The 15,443-nt window shown below is 69.6% G+C and carries 12 protein-coding genes; 5 read left to right on the top strand and 7 right to left on the bottom strand.

The window, feature by feature from the left end:
• Positions 1–10: 10 nt before the first annotated feature.
• The 3 genes from BM417_RS04630 to BM417_RS04620 form a co-directional block, all read right to left on the bottom strand.
• Positions 11–967, bottom strand: a complete 957-nt coding sequence (locus BM417_RS04630) for a hypothetical protein (RefSeq protein ID WP_093588426.1) — start codon at positions 965–967, stop codon at positions 11–13.
• Positions 964–1,458 carry a SigE family RNA polymerase sigma factor gene (locus BM417_RS04625; protein ID WP_093588612.1) on the bottom strand — a complete coding sequence of 165 codons (495 nt, stop codon included), beginning with the start codon at positions 1,456–1,458 and terminating at the stop codon, positions 964–966. The genes BM417_RS04630 and BM417_RS04625 overlap by 4 nt, the downstream gene beginning before the upstream one ends.
• 200 nt (positions 1,459–1,658) lie before the next feature.
• Positions 1,659–2,597, bottom strand: a complete 939-nt coding sequence (locus BM417_RS04620) for a DUF6461 domain-containing protein (protein WP_093588425.1) — start codon at positions 2,595–2,597, stop codon at positions 1,659–1,661.
• 203 nt (positions 2,598–2,800) lie between these two features.
• On the opposite strand from BM417_RS04620, the gene BM417_RS04615 reads away from it, so the two are divergent.
• The 3 genes from BM417_RS04615 (at position 2,801) to BM417_RS04605 (ending at position 6,833) form a co-directional block, all read left to right on the top strand.
• Positions 2,801–3,619 carry a hypothetical protein gene (locus tag BM417_RS04615; protein ID WP_093588424.1) on the top strand — a complete coding sequence of 273 codons (819 nt, stop codon included), beginning with the start codon at positions 2,801–2,803 and terminating at the stop codon, positions 3,617–3,619.
• An 80-nt stretch (positions 3,620–3,699) separates the two neighbouring features.
• Positions 3,700–4,536 carry a hypothetical protein gene (locus BM417_RS04610; protein WP_143138501.1) on the top strand — a complete coding sequence of 279 codons (837 nt, stop codon included), beginning with the start codon at positions 3,700–3,702 and terminating at the stop codon, positions 4,534–4,536.
• A complete protein-coding gene (locus BM417_RS04605; protein ID WP_143138500.1) occupies positions 4,536–6,833 on the top strand; it encodes a hypothetical protein in 2,298 nt (765 codons plus the stop codon). The genes BM417_RS04610 and BM417_RS04605 overlap by 1 nt, the downstream gene beginning before the upstream one ends.
• Here BM417_RS04605 and BM417_RS04600 read toward each other — a convergent pair.
• From BM417_RS04600 to fxsA, 4 genes are read right to left on the bottom strand one after another with little or no spacing between them, the layout of a single operon-like run.
• Positions 6,772–7,902 (bottom strand): cation:proton antiporter, encoded by a 1,131-nt coding sequence (locus BM417_RS04600; protein ID WP_143138499.1) that lies wholly within the window; start codon positions 7,900–7,902, stop codon positions 6,772–6,774. The two genes, BM417_RS04605 and BM417_RS04600, sit on opposite strands and share 62 nt — an antisense overlap.
• On the bottom strand, positions 7,902–8,879 hold the full coding sequence (locus BM417_RS04595) for a hypothetical protein (protein ID WP_143138498.1): 978 nt from the start codon (positions 8,877–8,879) through the stop codon (positions 7,902–7,904). The genes BM417_RS04600 and BM417_RS04595 overlap by 1 nt, the downstream gene beginning before the upstream one ends.
• A gap of 14 nt (positions 8,880–8,893) precedes the next feature.
• A complete protein-coding gene (fxsT, locus tag BM417_RS04590) occupies positions 8,894–12,544 on the bottom strand; it encodes an FxSxx-COOH system tetratricopeptide repeat protein (protein ID WP_093588419.1) in 3,651 nt (1,216 codons plus the stop codon).
• A gap of 24 nt (positions 12,545–12,568) precedes the next feature.
• Positions 12,569–12,739, bottom strand: a complete 171-nt coding sequence (fxsA, locus tag BM417_RS04585; RefSeq protein ID WP_177320273.1) for an FxSxx-COOH cyclophane-containing RiPP peptide — start codon at positions 12,737–12,739, stop codon at positions 12,569–12,571.
• Between the two features lie 215 nt (positions 12,740–12,954).
• Here fxsA and BM417_RS04580 point away from each other — a divergent pair, with 215 nt between their 5' ends.
• Together BM417_RS04580 and BM417_RS04575 are read left to right on the top strand one after the other, a co-directional pair.
• Positions 12,955–14,046, top strand: a complete 1,092-nt coding sequence (locus BM417_RS04580) for an FxsB family cyclophane-forming radical SAM/SPASM peptide maturase (RefSeq protein ID WP_245821694.1) — start codon at positions 12,955–12,957, stop codon at positions 14,044–14,046.
• A complete protein-coding gene (locus BM417_RS04575; protein WP_093588417.1) occupies positions 14,043–15,257 on the top strand; it encodes an HEXXH motif domain-containing protein in 1,215 nt (404 codons plus the stop codon). The genes BM417_RS04580 and BM417_RS04575 overlap by 4 nt, the downstream gene beginning before the upstream one ends.
• Positions 15,258–15,443 lie beyond the last annotated feature (186 nt).

Below are 15,443 nucleotides of genomic sequence, written 5' to 3'. Positions count from 1 at the left end.
CCCTCTCGGTTCACCGTCGCGGAGTGAGCGTCACCCTCCACTCGCCCGTGGTGCGTTCGGGGATCACCGTGATCTTGACCTGCTGACCCTTGGTCAGCTGGAGCCCGCGTCTCGGCCAGTTGCCGGGCAAGGTGTGACTGCTGCCCAAGCCGTAGGTCCAGTGCGAGTAGTTGATGACCTCGACGTCGTTGACGAGAATCCGCATCCTGCCAGGCGTGTTCATCTCCGCGTGCAGTTCGTTGTCGCCAGGCCAGGCGGCGGTGATCTCCTTCCGCCCGGCAGGGTCCGCCGCGTCGGACCGCACCTCGATCGCCGGCTCCCCCAAGCTCGGCGGGAACGTCTCCAACGTCTGCGGGCGCGGCGGGAACGGGTACTCGCTCACCGGCACGGCCTCACCGACACCGAGGGCGAACGAGCCGCTCTCCGGGGAGGGCAACACCGGCGGAGGGTTGGAGGTGCCGCTGCCCTCCTTGCCGTCGACGGTCAGCGTGATGACGGACTGCTGTCCCACCACGACGCCGAGGTTGCTCCAGTTCGCGCTGGACGCACCGCCGCAGGTGCGGTTTTCGGCGAAAGGGTGGCCGTTGACGGTGATGCTGATGAGCAGCTTGTCGGTCGGCCCGGTGTCGCACTTGATGAACAGCATGAGGTCCAGCGACCTCGGCACGAACCGCACGGTGGCGCTGGTCGAGGGCAGATCACCCCAGGCCTGGGTGAGCAGCCGCGTGCCGAACTGGTACTCCGGCAGGCTGCGCGGAGGGACAGCGGGTTCGGGCTGGTCGAGGCGGGGCAGCAGCGCGTAGACGATCCCGACGAGCGCGAGCACGACGAAGGCGGCACCGGCGACGGCACGGCGCTGCTTGGCGGCCGTCACCCTGGCCCGCACGCCCGCCATGCGCGCCTCGTGCGAGGAGTCGGCGAGCTCGGCGCGGTCGCGCAGCACCTCGCGGAGGTCGGTCAGGTTCATCGCCGCACCCCTTCGAACGTGATCGTGTCGTCGAGCCGGAGCTTGGCGAGCGCTTTGCTGGCCTGGCTCTTGACCGTGCCGACGGAACAGCCGAGCAGCCCGGCCACCTGCGCCTCGGTGAGGTCCTCGTAGAACCGCAGCACCAGGACGGTGCGCTGCCTGCGGGGCAACCGCCCCAGCGCCTGCCAGAGCCACTCGCGCTCGTCCACCGCGCTCTGCGGGGACTCGCCAGGTCGTTCCGGCAGGTCGGCGGTCGGTTCCTCACCTCTCCACCGGCGCCGCCACCAGGTGGCGTGGGAGTTCACGATGATCCGCCGGACGTACGGTTCCGGGTCGCCGTCGATGCGGTTCCAGGCCCGCCACGCCCGCGCCAGGGCGGTCTGCAGCAGATCCTCCGCGTGCCCCGCGTCCCGCGTCAGCAGAAAAGCCGTCCGCAGCAGTCGTGGCGACGCGGTCGCCACGAACTCCTCGAACCCCTCAGGTGAGCGCACCACTTCACGGCCTTTCGACTCAGTCCGTCACTGGCTTCTACCAGTCGGACCCGGCGAATGGTTGTCTGCCGCGACGATCCGATTCCGCCGGCCGAGTGTCGCGGCGGCGAGCCAGGCCGCCGGCACGGGGGCGACGGACCTGCCGTGGCCGATCGCGGGGTCCGTGTCCGGCGGTGCCGAGCCAGTCCCGGCCGCGGGGATCAGGCCAGATCTGCGCGGAACGCGGCGGCCAGGGCTTGGGTCAGGTGGCCGAAACGACCGCCGCGCCTGCCTTCCTCGTCGGTCAGGCGGCCCCGGTCGAGGTTGAGCGACCAGCCGGCCCTGCTCGCCAGCGTCGACCACTCGCGCACGTGCCGGCCCAGGTCGCTGTCCGGCGTGACGACGACCGGTTCGCCGCGGCCGGCGGCTGCCAGTGCGGCGGCGAGGCCCGGGGTGTCGCCCACGTTCAGTTCGGCGACGAGCCCGGTGGCCGTGGCGAGGGCGTCCTCGACGTCGGACGGCCTGGTGCGGCTGAACCAGCGGTCGAAGTGCATGCTGGGCAGGGGTTCGGTGATCTGCTCGTAGGTGGGCAGAACACCGGTGATCAGGCCGGTCAGCCGCAGGGCGCGGGCCATGACGTTCTCGTAGCGGTCCAGCCAGGACTCGTCGTCGTCATCGTCGTCCCCGTCGTCGACCGTGTCGGGGTCGAAGCCCGCCTCGCGGATCAGCGGGAGCAGACGGTCGGGGTCCGTGCCGCCGCGCTGGTCGGGGTAGTTGAGGTTGAACGACGTCGTGACCGTGCCGTCGACGGCGTGGGTGAAGTTCGGCGAGGCGTAGTCGTGTCGCACGATCGCGACGGCCTCGGTGCCCCGCGAGAGCGCGTCCACCAGGTGTCTCAACCAGAAGCTGTTCGGCTGGACCAGGACCGTCCACTCGCCCAGCGAGAGCGCCGAGGCCACTTCCGGGTAGCCGTCGTCGAAGTTGTGCAGGTCGACGATCTGCGCGGGAGTGCGGTCCGCCACCGTGTCCTCCAGGCCGCCGACGCGGCGCAACGCCTCCAGCGGGGCGATGTCGCGGACTAACGCGAGCCCGAAGATCTCGCTCAGGAAAGCGGGATCGCCGTGCCCGGCGTCTGCCCAGGACAGGTCGTACTGCTGCATGTGGGTCCCCCAGATCAGCGGACGAGCGTCGCCCGCTGTTACTTCGGTAGTCCGTTCGGGGTCAATTGACGGTCTCTTCAAGGCGAACCTATCGAATTTGCGCGTAAAGACGTACACGATCGGTGTCGCGGCGTTACGCGGGTGGAAGCGGGAACGACATGCAAGGCGTGTGCGCTGACGATTTCAGGACGTGGGGAGGTCGCATGGCCGGCCGGTCGACGCTCCTCGTCCTGCTGTTCCTGCTGACCGGATGTGCTTCCGCCCCAACGGTTTCCGATGCCGCCGCGGTCTATTGCACCGCCAAGGGACGGCAGTCGGAAACACTGGAGGCCGCTGCCTCGTTGAAACTCGTGGATTCCACGTCTTTTGGAAACAGGGTGGTGGTGGGCGGTAAAACGCTCTCGTTCGACGAATGGCGCGATCAGCGCCGGGCGGATTTCGTCAAGGCCTGCAACGCTCTCGCGGAACCGGTGCTGAAGCCCGCGTCGCCGAGTTCGTCGCCCGTCTGGGTGTCCACGGTGTTCACGATGCTGGCGAGTCTTCTCGTCGCCGGGGCGGGTGCCTGGGCGGCCTGGTTCACCGCGAACCGGCGGGAGGACCGCACGCGGGGCAAGCAGCACGCGGTCTCGTTGCGCACGGCCAGCAACGAGTTCGTGGCCGCCGTGCGCGAGTACTGCGACGTCCAGCTCAAAGGCAGCACGGACGGCACTCCTCCGTCGGCCGCCGAGTTGTGGCGCAAACGGGACCTGCTCGCCAACCAGTTCGCGGTGACGGCGTTGCTGTGGCCGGACTGGACGGCGCCGAGGACGTTGCGCGGCGAGGCGATGGCGTTCGGCGACGGCGTGGCGAGCGGCTGGCAGTTCGACCGGAACCGGACCGAGCTGCGACCCCGTGCCGCTGAACTGAACGCGGCGGCCGCGAAGCTCGACGGCCGGGTCGAAGTGCTCGCCCGTGCGCTGGAACGGCCCTCTGACGCGGAGAAGCTGTTCGCGCCCGAGTTCGGTGAGGGGGCGCGCGCTTGAACCCCTACCTCGTTCCGCTCGGCGGCGACGGCCCCGGCCCGCTCCGTCCCCACGACGATCCGACGCACGAGGACTTCTACGTGCCGGTCGACCACACCCTGGCCGCGTTCGAGCAGTTCAAGGCCTCGATCGGGGACGCGGCGAAGATCCGGGCCAAGGGAAGGCTCGTGGTGGCGCTCGGCTGGGACGGGTGCGGCAAGAGTTCGTTGCTGAACCGGTGCGCCACCCACCTGAAGTCCGTTCTGCGGCAGGACGACGGCCAATGCCTGGTGTTCTCGTTCACGGACGCCTGCCGCGACAGCGATTCCGTCGAAGAACGGCAGAAAGCGGTCTGCCAGTGTCTGATCGACGAGCTGGACGACCGCGACATGCTCACGTCGAAACATCGGAAGAAGCTGGACGGGTACGCGCCCAAGCTCAAATACCGCTATCTGGGCAACCACGTGCTGGGTGACACCGCTGTCGTGATTCTTCTGCCCCGCATCGAACTCGAACAGGAAGTCGAGAGCTACGCGCATTGGACTCACCGCAACCTCGTGTTCCTCGCGGAGAGCCGCCAGGTCGAGGCGGTGCGGGCGCACTGGCCGAAGATCAAGAGCGCGAGTACCGAACAGGGAACGGTGCCGATCCAGCTGGAGGTCGGCAAACTGGAGCCGGACGACGGCTGGGCGTTCGTGCAGGCGCGCAACGGCCACCGAACGGATGGCGTGGTTTACCCGTTCGTGTCAAAGGAAACGATACGTGCCGTGATCGCGGCGAAAGAGTTCTCGATCGGTGAGCTGCACAATCTCCTCTTCCGGTTGTTCGAGGAGATTCTGGCTGAACGTACGAATTCGGGTCCGATAGGCTCAGGCCTGACGGACGAGGTGACCTACAACACCATCACTGATTTCTACTTCAGGCGGGGAACGACGTGATGAGCGAGCATCCGGGTCCAGCCCCCAGTGACAATCCGTTCCTCATGGCCGCCGTCGCGAAGCCGCGCGAGTTCTCCGGCGGCACGGTCTCCATCCCCACGCCGTCCATCACCGAGGCCATCAGCATCGTCGACAGCTTCCTGCGGCCGTCCACGCTGCCCGCCGGCACCGTGGTCGCCATCGTCGGCGAGTACGGCACGGGCAAGAGCCACCTCGTCGGCGCGGTGCTACACCACGCCCTGAGCGTGCCGGAGGAGCGGCGCCCGAGGGTCGCGTTCCTGGAGGCGAGGCCGGCGACGTTCGTCGACCTCTACAAGCAGCTCATCGGCACGGAGCTGCGCCGTGACGACGTCTGCGCGCGGGTGCGGGAGCTCTACGCGGACGTGCTCGCCGACGCGTTGGGGGAGTCCGAGCTCACCGCCGAGATCGCGGTCCGGTTGCGCCGGGGCGAGGTCGACCCCGTCGAGGTCTCCGACCGGCTGAACCTCATGGGCAGCAAGTACCTCGCGCGCCTGCGGCAACGGCTGGAGGTGGTCACCCGCAACCGCGCGTTCGGCATCGTGCTTCCGTTGCTGCTGCGGCACGACTTCGCCGACGCCGCCTGGGAGTGGTTGTCCGGCCACTACCCGGATCCGGTGCTGGTCGACCGCGGCGTCGACACCCCCATCGCCACGGAGGAACTCGCGCTGGAGGCCATGGGCGTCATCGCCCTGCTCTACAGCACACGTGGGAAGAAGTTCGTGCTGGCGATCGACGAGATGAACAAAGTCGTGTCGGCCACCCGGAAACCGAGCGAGAACGCCGTCGACGCGTTCGAGAAGCTGATCAAGGTGTTCGCCGGCGCGCAGGCACTGCTGGTGCTCGCCGGACTGCCCGACTACCTCGACGAGCTGGGCGGCACGGTGCAGCAACGCATCGGCCGCACGATCCTGATCTCGCCGCTGAACCCCGAGAACGCCATCGAGTACATCCGGCAGAGCCAGGAGGCGATCGGCCGCGGCCGGGTGCTGCACCCGTTCACCGAGGACACCGTGCGGTACCTGGTGAAGCTCACCGACGGCAACGCCCGCCGCATCATCCGGCTGTGCAGCCATCTCTACCGCCACGCGATGGACCTGAGCCCGCGCGACCCGGCCAGGGCGCTGGTCACCGAGGCCATGGTGCGCAAGGTGGCCAGGGAGCAGGCGGGCGCGCGCAGCACCGACCACGTGCGCAACGAGATCCGCCAGGTGCTGGCCGCGCTGGGCCTGAGCTACGAGCGCGATCACTGGATGGACCCGCAGACCGACTCGCGCGCCGACTACTGGGTGCCCTACGGCGACGAGGACGGCGCCGGCTGCGCCCTGGTGCTCATCGACGCCGTGCTGACCCAGGGCGACTGCGACGCGCTCGTCAGCAGGGCGACGTTCCTGCAGACATCCGCCGAGCAGCGGCAGGTGCTGCTCGTCGTCGTCGGCCTGCTGAACGCCGACTTCGTGTCCGAGCTGGGCGAGGCGTTCAGCGAGGAACCGATCTCCTACGACCACTGGACCTTCACCGAGACGCTGTCGTCGGTGCTGGAACGGCAGCTGCGGACGCTCGACCGCGACGACACGCTCGTGCTGGGCGAGGAACGGTTCCGGCGCCTGGGCAGGCAGCAGGCGAACACCCAGCGGATGCTCGAACAGGCGCTGAAGACGTTGACGGCCATGCGTTCCTCGTCGGAACGCTCGCTCGGCCAGATCCAGCGCGAGCTCACCGAGCTCAGCACCGCGGACCGGGCGGCCCACCCCGGGACCGAGTCCCCGCCACTGCGCCTGCCTCCCCCGGTGATGGTGCTGTTCACCAGAGCACAGTCCTTCTTGGACGGACTGGACCAGGTCGACGCGACGCTGCGGACCATGTTCGCCGCCGCGTCCGGTGACTCCGCGAACGCCATCGACGCGCGGGTCGCCGTACGAGGACAACTGCGGTCGCCGCACCTGTTCTCCGCCGTGGGCGTGGGCGCGATGCTGCGCACGTTGCTGGTCACGTTCCGGGACAGCATCAACGAGTGGTACCGCTCGTACGTGCCGAGCTCGTCCGGCGACCCGTACCCGGCGGACAAGGACAGGCTGAGCGCCCTGTGCCTCGCGTACGACACGGTCTACGAGTACGTCCCGTTCTACCGGCTGGAAGATCTCGACGGGTTCAGCCCGCAACTGCTCGACGGCAACGTTCTGCTGCCGCCCCAGGTCGGTGAGGCGCAGGAGGTGTTCAACCTTCTGAGCGGCCAAGTCCAGGCGGCCGTGCTCGAGTCGGTCGCGGAGAGCCGCTGAGCCGGCGCAGCAACGCGTCGCTGTAGTTCTCGCAGAACCCGGTGAACACGCCGTGCAGGGTGTTGATCACCAGAACGGCCGGCGCCACCACGGCCGCGGTGCCGGGGAAATCCGGTTCCAGCAACAGGACCAGGATGATCGCGGTGATCCCGTTCTGCTGCGCGAACGCGATGTAGGTGCGGTCCCTGCGCGCCAGCCCACCCGTGATCACGAGTCCCACCAGCACCTGCGCGCCGAACGCGGCCAGCCCCAGCACGACTCCCTGCGGCACCAGGACTCCGCCGACGAGCAGGAACCCCAGCAGGACCGAGGCCGTCAGGAAGGCCACCCGCGTGATCCGGTCGAGCACGGCCGCGATCGGTGGCCGAGCCACCAGGCCGACGATCGCCACGCCGAGCATCAGGAACTGCCACACGCCGACCGCGAGCACGGCGGCCACGAGCACCAGCTGGGCCACCAGCCGGACGCGTTCCGGCCTGATCCTCGACAGCGACCACCACAGGCCGAGACCGGCGGCGGCGAGCAGCAGGTTCGCGATCACGTTGGTGCCGAAGGAGAACAGCCCGCCCTGCGCCAACGTCCCGCCCGTCGCGCCCTGCGCTCTCAGCGCCAGCGCGGAGAGGTAGATGGTGAGCAGCATGGTGATCGGGTCGTCGAACGCCGCCCACGCCGCCAGCACGCTCTTGGCCCGCTTCGACAACCGGGACGACCCCATCGCCGCCGCCGTGGACAGCGGGTCGATCTGCGCGACCGCGATGCCCAGCACCAGGTACGCGGGGGAGGAGAACGCGAGCCACATGACCGTCGCGATCAGCGCCGCTTTCACCAGCACGCCCAGGGTCACCGCGGTGACGACGATGCGCAGGTGCCGGCGGACGTCCGCGATGTCGATGCCGAACGTGCTGTTGTACAGACCGATCGCGAGCAACGCCGTGGCCGCGGTGAAGTACCAGCCGGACGAGGGGAGGTCGTCCATGCCGGTGCCGCGCGCCAGCGCCCAGCCGATGCCCACGGCCACCAGGAGCAGCAGCAGGCGCCGCATCGTCGCGCTGAACGCGCCGGTCGTCATCACAAGGACCGGACGGTGACGCCCAGCCTGGCGATCTTGTCGTCGGACGGGGAGACCTCGTTCTGGTTCAGCGTGACGCCGACGAGGTACTGGCGTGCTCGCACGCGCAGGTAGTAGATCGCGCCCTGCTCGACGTCCAGCACCGCGCGTTCCAGCCTGCCGCCCAGCGACTCGCGGCACATGCGGCCGAACTGCGTGACGATCGAGGGCAGCCTGCCGCCCAGCGCGTCGTAGAACCGCCGTCGTTGCGCCACGCTGATGCTCTTGTTGAAGAACCGGCGCACCTTGGGATCGTCGAACACGTCGACGGTGAACACCGGTTCGTCGTCGACCCACCACGACACGAGGTGCAGGTCGCGCGGATCGACGACCTTCTGGCACTGCTCGGGAATCGGGCCGCCGAGGTCGCCGGAGGTGTGCACCGCACCGGGTGGCGCGACGGGTACCAGGGCGGGATCGGCGTCCGCGTCGGGCAGCCGTTCGGTGAGCCAGCCGCCCAGGTTCAGGGCCTGCCTGCTCAGCCTGAGCCGCAACGAGGTCGCCACCTTGGTGGTGCGTCTGTCCGCGAGCCGCACCAGCGGAACCTCGCTCCACGTCACCGGTTCCGGCTGCTCGCCGTTGCGGATGAACGCGATCACGTGCTGGTCGGGCACCACCGCGTCGCAGTACACCGCGCCGGTCGCCGCCTGCAGCACCACCCTGATCAACGAGCCGGTGCGCACCGGGAGCAACTCGCGTTCCAGTTCGCTCACGAACGTGCTGAGGCGGCGCGCGGTCCGCACGTACTCGTCGCGGTGACACTCCGGATGATCCGGCCGCCGGCCCAGCACGTCGACGGCGACGTCCATCTGCCCGTCCGTGTAGTGCCCGAGGTGGCACAACATGTGGTCACCGGTCATCGCCTCGTGCATCGTTTCCACGACGTCGTCCCACGTGGCGTCGACGTGCGGCCCCTTGTGCACATGTGGTCCAGTCACTTCAACCGCCTCCTTCACATCTCCGGTACGTCGAGCACTACGCATTGCCATTCGTCCGCGGACACGTCCAGGTTCGCCGCCGCGGTCCTCGTCGTCGGATGCGCCACCCCGAGGTACTCGACGCAGTCGTCGTGGACCTCCCCGAGCAGGTGCCGGCCGAGGTCGGTGTCCGAGGTCCGGCCGAGCACCACGGCGTGCGCGAGGCGTCCGGCCAATGCCCACGGGTGCACGTCGCCGAGCCGGGTGACCAGTCCGCCGCGAGCCTCCTTGACCGACAGCAGCGCCACCTCCGGAGCGTTTCCCAGCCAGTGCTGGAAGATCGCGTGGTCCAGCTGGCACATGAGCGAGAAGGCGTGGAACGGGCCGGAGCGCTGCCAGTAGCCGTTCAGGCATTCGCGCGCCTGGTCGACCGCGACGTCGAACTCGCCCACCGCGAAGTGGTCGGCGGCGAAGCTGAGCTTGCACGCCCTCGTGTCGGGGTGGTCCTCGCCGAACGTCTGCCGGTACTCGGTCAGCACCTCCCACGACATGGCCTTCGCGGTGGCGCTGTCACCCCTGTGCCGCTGGATGATCGCCTGGTTCCACTTGATCCGCAGCAGGTGCCGGGGTGCCCCCGGCAGCTGCGCTACCCGCTGCTTGGCCGTCTGCAGCTCGTTCCACGCCTCGTCGTAGCGGCCCAGCTCGCGCAGGTAGGTGCCGATGCTGCACGCCGACCACCAGACGTCGAGGTGGTCGGGCCCGACCACCTCGCGCCTGCGGTCCCTGTTGGCGCTCTGCACCTTCAGCGCCTGGCCTGGCTCACCCGCGAGGAACAGCGACTGCGCCAGGTTGTTGGTCGCCCGCAACGTGTCCGGGTGATTCTCGCCCAGCACCCGCCGAAGTCCCCGCACGGTCGCCTGTTCCTCGACGAGCGCTTCCGTGAACAGGCCGAGGACCCGTTGCCCGTGCGCCACACCGCGTGCGGTGCGCAACGTCCTGGGGTGTTCGCGGCCGAGGATCCGGCGCTGGTCCGCGAGCAGGTTCTCGTCCACCGTGAGCGCGTCGATCGGCCGGTTGAGGTACCGGTGGAGGTTGCCGAGGTGGAACCGCAACCGCATGCGCAGCCCCGGTGCGTCCTGTTCCGGCCAGTTCTCCAGCAACCGCTCGCACAACGACGTCGCGAACCGCCACGCCTCGTGGTCGCCTTCGCGCAGGAAGTGGCCCATCTGACTGACCAGCCAGCGCCGCACCGCCAGGGAGTCCGACGACGGGGCGCCGCTCGGCACGATGTGCTTGCGCAGCTCCCGAAGCTCACCGGCGCACGCCTGGTCGAGTTCGCTCTCCGACGGCGCGATCACGGCGAGACCTTCTTGCACGGCCGTGCGGATGGCGGAGAGTTCCTCGTCGGACGCGAGCGCGGCGATGTGCGAGAGGAGCAACGGGTGCGCGGTCACCGTGCCCGGCCGTCGCCACGAGACGTGGAACATCCCGTAGCAAACGCCGTGCCACAGCATGCCGTCGAGCTCGACGTCGTCCAGCGCGTCCGACACCGCAGCGAGCAGGGAGACCTTGTGCAGCAGGGAGAGCGCGATGCCGTCAGGGGAGAGGAACGAGCACACCGCGGCGACCCTCAGCACCGAGCGCCCGAGCTCGCTCCGTCGCAGGGTGTTCACGGTCAGCTGGACCGTGCGGGGGATGGCCGGGCCGTCGCCGAGCGCGTCCGATATCGCGCAGAACTCCTGTGCCGCACGGATCTCGGCGTTCTGGCGGGAGTCGGTCTGCTGCCTCGCCTGCCACGCGGCCCGCACGATCCACGCCCGCGCGAGCCGCAACGCGAGCGGTTGGTGCGCGGTGCGGTCCGCGACCTCGCGAAGACCTGCCTCCCCCACGTCGTTGAGGGAGTTGCGCAGGTACTCGATGCTGTCGTCCGGCGTGAACGGGCCGAGGGTGACCGCGTCCACGTGGCTCGGTCGCGACCGCGAGGTGACGACGACGTGGCCGCGGCCGCGGGTGGGCACCAGTCCGTCGAGCACTCCCGGCTCGTCCGCGCCGTCGTAGACGAGCAGCCAGCGCCTGGTCTCGTCGGCCCGGCCGAGCAGGTCCAGCACCTTCTGGGCGACCTGGTTCTCCGCCGGGACGCCGAGCACGCGCGCCAGCTTCGCCAGGCTCTCCGTGATCGTCATGCGGTCTGCGGCGGGGATCCACCAGACGTGCTCGTAGTCGAACTCGAACCGGTGGGCGTACTCCTTCACCAGCTCGCTCTTGCCCACGCCGGCGGCCCCGGTGAGCCACCACGTGCGCGGGCTGTCCGGCCCGGCGAGGTCGTTCCGCATCGCCTCCAGCTCGGCACCCCGTCCGGCGAACAGGGCGAGCCTGGGCGGCAGGGTGCGCTGGTTCCTGGTGACGGCACCGGGAAAGCGGGTGCCCGAACCCGGCGGGCCCGCCACGAACGAGAGCGCTTCGAGGACTCGGGTGCGGGAGGTGCTCTCGCCCAGGCCGGCCAGCGGCACGTGCGTCGCCGACGCCAGTTCGGGCGGCAGGTCGGTCTCGTCGACGGTGATGGCGATCGTCCGGCCGGTCACCGCCGTTGGTGGCAGCGGGTGCTGTGAACAGATGCGCACGAGCGTGGTGCCGGGAGCCTCCGCGCTGTCGGCCACCTGCGCCCCGGCGGCGATCAGCTGCGCGCGCACCCAGTCCGCCCACGGACGGTCCCGCGGCGCCCACTCCAGCGCGACGAGGGTGGGCAACAGGCCGACGCTGCGCCGATAGCTCTCCAGCAGGTCCACCGTGAGCGTGCGCGGCGTTCCGGCCGCCTTGCCGCCGATGGCCGTGACGAGCCGCTGGTACGCCTCCGGCTGCGCCGCGTCGTCGCAGGCCAGCACGGCGAGCGTCTTCGCGGGGGAACCGTCGTCGTGCGGTGGGACGCCCACCACCTCGGCGGACATGGTCCTGCCGAACTCGTCCGTCTCGTGCGTGAGCAACGAGTGGAACGCCGCGCCGACCAGGGTGAGCGTGCGTTCGGCCCGGTCCCTGTCCGTCTCGTCGTGACGCACCGGCACGGCGAGCACCCGGATGCCGACCGGGGCGGCGTCCCACACCTCGCCCGCGAACCACGCGGACTGCCGGATGCTGCTGCTCTGCGGCTCGAAGCAGAGCGCGACCACGTCGCACAGGCGCGCCATCTTGGCCGCCAGGCCGGGGGACAGCGGCGCGGGGGAGTCGATCAGCACGTGGTCGTAGATCGAACGCTGGATGCCCGCCCGCAGCGTCTCGACCTCGCCGAGATCGCGGTCCCCCGGATCGAACCCGCGCACCGGCGTGCCCGGCTCGGGGGAGGCGAGGACGTCGATGCGCCCGAGGCCGCCCGGCAGCTCGTAGCGCCGCGCCTCCATCCGCGGGTACACCTTCTCGTCGAAGAGCAGGTGCCGCGCGGGCGTGCTGAACCTCGTGTCGTCCAGGACCTCGTCGAGCAGTTCCCCGACGCTCAGCGTCCGGGCCTGGAACGGCTGGAGGTAGTCGTGCACGTGCGGGGCGTCGCTGCCCCAGTCCGCGATCGCCACGCGCCTGCCCGCCGCGGCGAGCGTCCACGCGACGTTCGCGACCACCTCGGTGCGCCAGGCCCCGTTCGTCGGCGACGTGAACGCGACGATCCTCGGTTTGCCGGGTGGTGGTCGGTCGTCGGTCATCCTCGCTCCACGGGTGAGCTGTCGTCAGATCGTGTTCTGGAAGGCCGCGTAGTGGTCGATGTTCGACGCGTTTTCCCGCAGCACCCGGTGCAGAGATCTGGTCAGAACCGACGAGGGCAGTGCGTCGAGCTGATCAAAATCCACCCCGCTCAGATCGACCAGATCCGACTTCAGGCTGGCGTCGTGCTGCTCCATCATGCGTCCGGCACCGTCCCATCTCCGCCCCTTTGCGGTGCCACACAATAGTAGAGTCTCGGAGTGGCCTTGACGTGTTAGCGGACGGCACAATCTAATTGGGTGGATTCTTCACTCCGATGAGTTTGGTGTCCGGCATTATCGAGGGAGCCGTGAGGTGTGTCGATCGGCCACCTGGGCGGTGATTCCATCAATCGTGGCGGAAGCGGTGTGACGTGGGGAGACCATTCCGGCAGGTGATCCTCAAGATGCACGCGCGGTGCGATCTGGCGTGCGATCACTGCTACGTCTACACGATGCGGGACCAGCGCTGGCGGCAGCGCGACCGCACCATGTCGCCAGAGGTCGTGCGTCAGGTGGCGCTGCGGATCGAGGAGCACGTACGCGCGCACGGGCTCGACGAGGTCGAGGTGGTGTTCCACGGCGGTGAGCCGTTGCTGGCCGGCGTGGCCCGTGTGGCCGAGGCCGTACGTGTCATCGGTGCTGCCGCGCCCGTGCGGTTCGCGATGCAGACCAACGGGGTCCTGCTCGACGCACCGACCGTTGACGTGCTCACTGACCTGGGAGTTCGTGTCGGCGTGAGTATCGACGGCGACCGCGAGGCGCACGACCGGCACCGGCGCCGGCCCGACGGCAGCGGCAGCTACGACGCGGTGGCCGCGGCCGTGCGCCTGCTCGCCGGACGGTCGATCTACGGCGGCCTGCTCTGCACGATCGACCTCGCGAACGACCCGGTGCGGACGTACGAGGCATTGCTGCCGTTCGCGCCACCGGCCGTGGACTTCCTGCTGCCGAACGCGAACTGGTCCTCGCCACCGCCCGCCGGGTCCTACGCGGGCTGGCTGACCGCGGTGTTCGACCGCTGGTACGAGGGCGGTGAAACGCAGGTCAGGGGCTTCGCGGAGATCATCAACGTGTTGCTCGGCGGACGTTCCTCGGTCGAGGGCTTCGGCACGTCCGCGCCCTCCACGGTGGTGATCGAGACCGACGGCGCCATCGAGGTCTCGGACATGCTGACCTCGGCGTTCGAGGGCGCCGCCGCGACCGGCCTGGTCATCGGCTCCTCGTCCCTCGACGACGCGTTGCGCGCTCCCGGCGTGATCGCCCAGCAGAGCACCCGCCTCTCCGCGACCTGCGAGGCCTGTGACCTGCGCGAAGTGTGCGGAGGCGGGGTCTACGCGCACCGCTACCGGGCCGGCTCGTTCCTGAACCCGTCGGTGTACTGCGCGGACCTCTACGCCCTGATCTCGCACGTCAGAGACCGCCTGACCCGGGACGTCGCGGCGCTGCCAGGAGCCGTGCGATGACCACGCACGAGATGGACCCGGCCATGTTCACCGCGCTGGCGAGCGGGGGCGGCGGACCGGCCGCCGTGGCCCTGCTCGCGGAGGTGCGCCGCAGCCGGACCCTCCTGCTCATCCACGCCATGGTCGACCTGGCCGAACGGGGCGGCCACCCTGCCGCCCCGGCGACCCGAACCACGTATGAGCAGCTCAGAGCCGTGCCGACAGCGGCGATGCGGGCCGTTCTGGACTACCCGAGGGTGGGTGCGTGGGCGGTGCGCACGACGGCCCGGCTGCAAGCGGGCGCCGCGGCCGCGCCCGAACAGCTCGCCGCCGTACTGGCCTCCGCACGGGTCCACGCCGGCGTCGAGGGCGTCGTGGAGGTACCAGGTGCCGCCGCCGTGGTGCTGCCGTCGCTGGGCACGTTCCGCCCCGTGACCTCACGCCCGGTGTGCGTCGTGACCACGGCAGAAGGCAGTTTCGCGTCCGATGGCGTGGCGCACGGCGACCTGTCCGGCGGCGCGACCGCACACTGGCGGCCGGTGGGCCGGCTGCACGCCGAACACGACGGCCTGAGGCTGACGCTGGCGGTCGACGGCACCGGCGAGCAGAATCTCCCCGACCAGGTCCGCGCCCACGACACCCTGCCGTCGGGCAAGGAAAACCGCTGGTGGGAGCGCTTCTCCGAGGCGTGGCGCCTGCTCGTCACGCGGCACCGTCAGGTGGCCGAGGAGGTCGCGGCGACGCTGTCCGTCCTCACCCCGCTCTCCACGTCCGGCTCCGGCCACGCCGCGCTGACGTTCGCGAACGCGTTCGGCTGCGTCGCGATGTCCCTGCCGGAGGACCCGCGCGTGATGGCCGTGGCGCTTGCACACGAGGTGCAGCACGGCAAGCTGTCCGCGCTGCTGGACCTGTTCCCTTTGGTCGACAGCCTTTCCCCGCGCCGGATGAGGGTGGCTTGGCGCAAGGATCCCCGGCCACCCGTGGCCGTTCTGCAGGGTGTATACGCACATCTTGCCGTGTCCGCTTTCTGGAGTCGGTACGACGACCGGGAAGCACGCACGGAATTCGACCGCTGGAGTAGTGCCACCCGCGCCGCGATCCGTTCTTTGGCGGCGTCCGGGACGCTCACCGGGTTGGGTGAGATTTTCGTGGAACAGATGCGCCTGGTGACCGATGAGTGGGCTGATTCTCGCGATCAATGCCAATGGATGGACAAAAAGTTGCCAATCTGAATTCCGGTTCACTCGGAATTCGGCGATCCATATCATCTCGTGGTCGTCGCTCGCCAGGGTCCCACGACTCCGCGACGAGTGGGTGACCTTTTTCCCGCGTGTGAGTGACGCGCGTCGCCCTGCGCCGATGCGGGTCGGCGCGGGCTCACCGCCTAGGGTGCTGCATGTGTCGCAGTGCGGCCTCGC

The organism is Lentzea waywayandensis (assembly GCF_900115955.1).
Taxonomy (GTDB): Bacteria; Actinomycetota; Actinomycetes; order Mycobacteriales; family Pseudonocardiaceae; genus Lentzea; species Lentzea waywayandensis.
This window is presented reverse-complemented; position numbering and strand designations above follow the sequence as displayed.

Coding starts and splice junctions, on each gene's coding strand:
- BM417_RS04605 (WP_143138500.1), top strand. CDS start 4,536: ATGAGCGAGCATCCGGGTCCAGCCCCCAGTGACAATCCGTTCCTCATG.
- BM417_RS04600 (WP_143138499.1), bottom strand. CDS start 7,902: ATGACGACCGGCGCGTTCAGCGCGACGATGCGGCGCCTGCTGCTGCTC.
- fxsT (WP_093588419.1), bottom strand. CDS start 12,544: ATGACCGACGACCGACCACCACCCGGCAAACCGAGGATCGTCGCGTTC.
- BM417_RS04620 (WP_093588425.1), bottom strand. CDS start 2,597: ATGCAGCAGTACGACCTGTCCTGGGCAGACGCCGGGCACGGCGATCCC.
- BM417_RS04575 (WP_093588417.1), top strand. CDS start 14,043: ATGACCACGCACGAGATGGACCCGGCCATGTTCACCGCGCTGGCGAGC.
- BM417_RS04630 (WP_093588426.1), bottom strand. CDS start 967: ATGAACCTGACCGACCTCCGCGAGGTGCTGCGCGACCGCGCCGAGCTC.
- fxsA (WP_177320273.1), bottom strand. CDS start 12,739: ATGGAGCAGCACGACGCCAGCCTGAAGTCGGATCTGGTCGATCTGAGC.
- BM417_RS04615 (WP_093588424.1), top strand. CDS start 2,801: ATGGCCGGCCGGTCGACGCTCCTCGTCCTGCTGTTCCTGCTGACCGGA.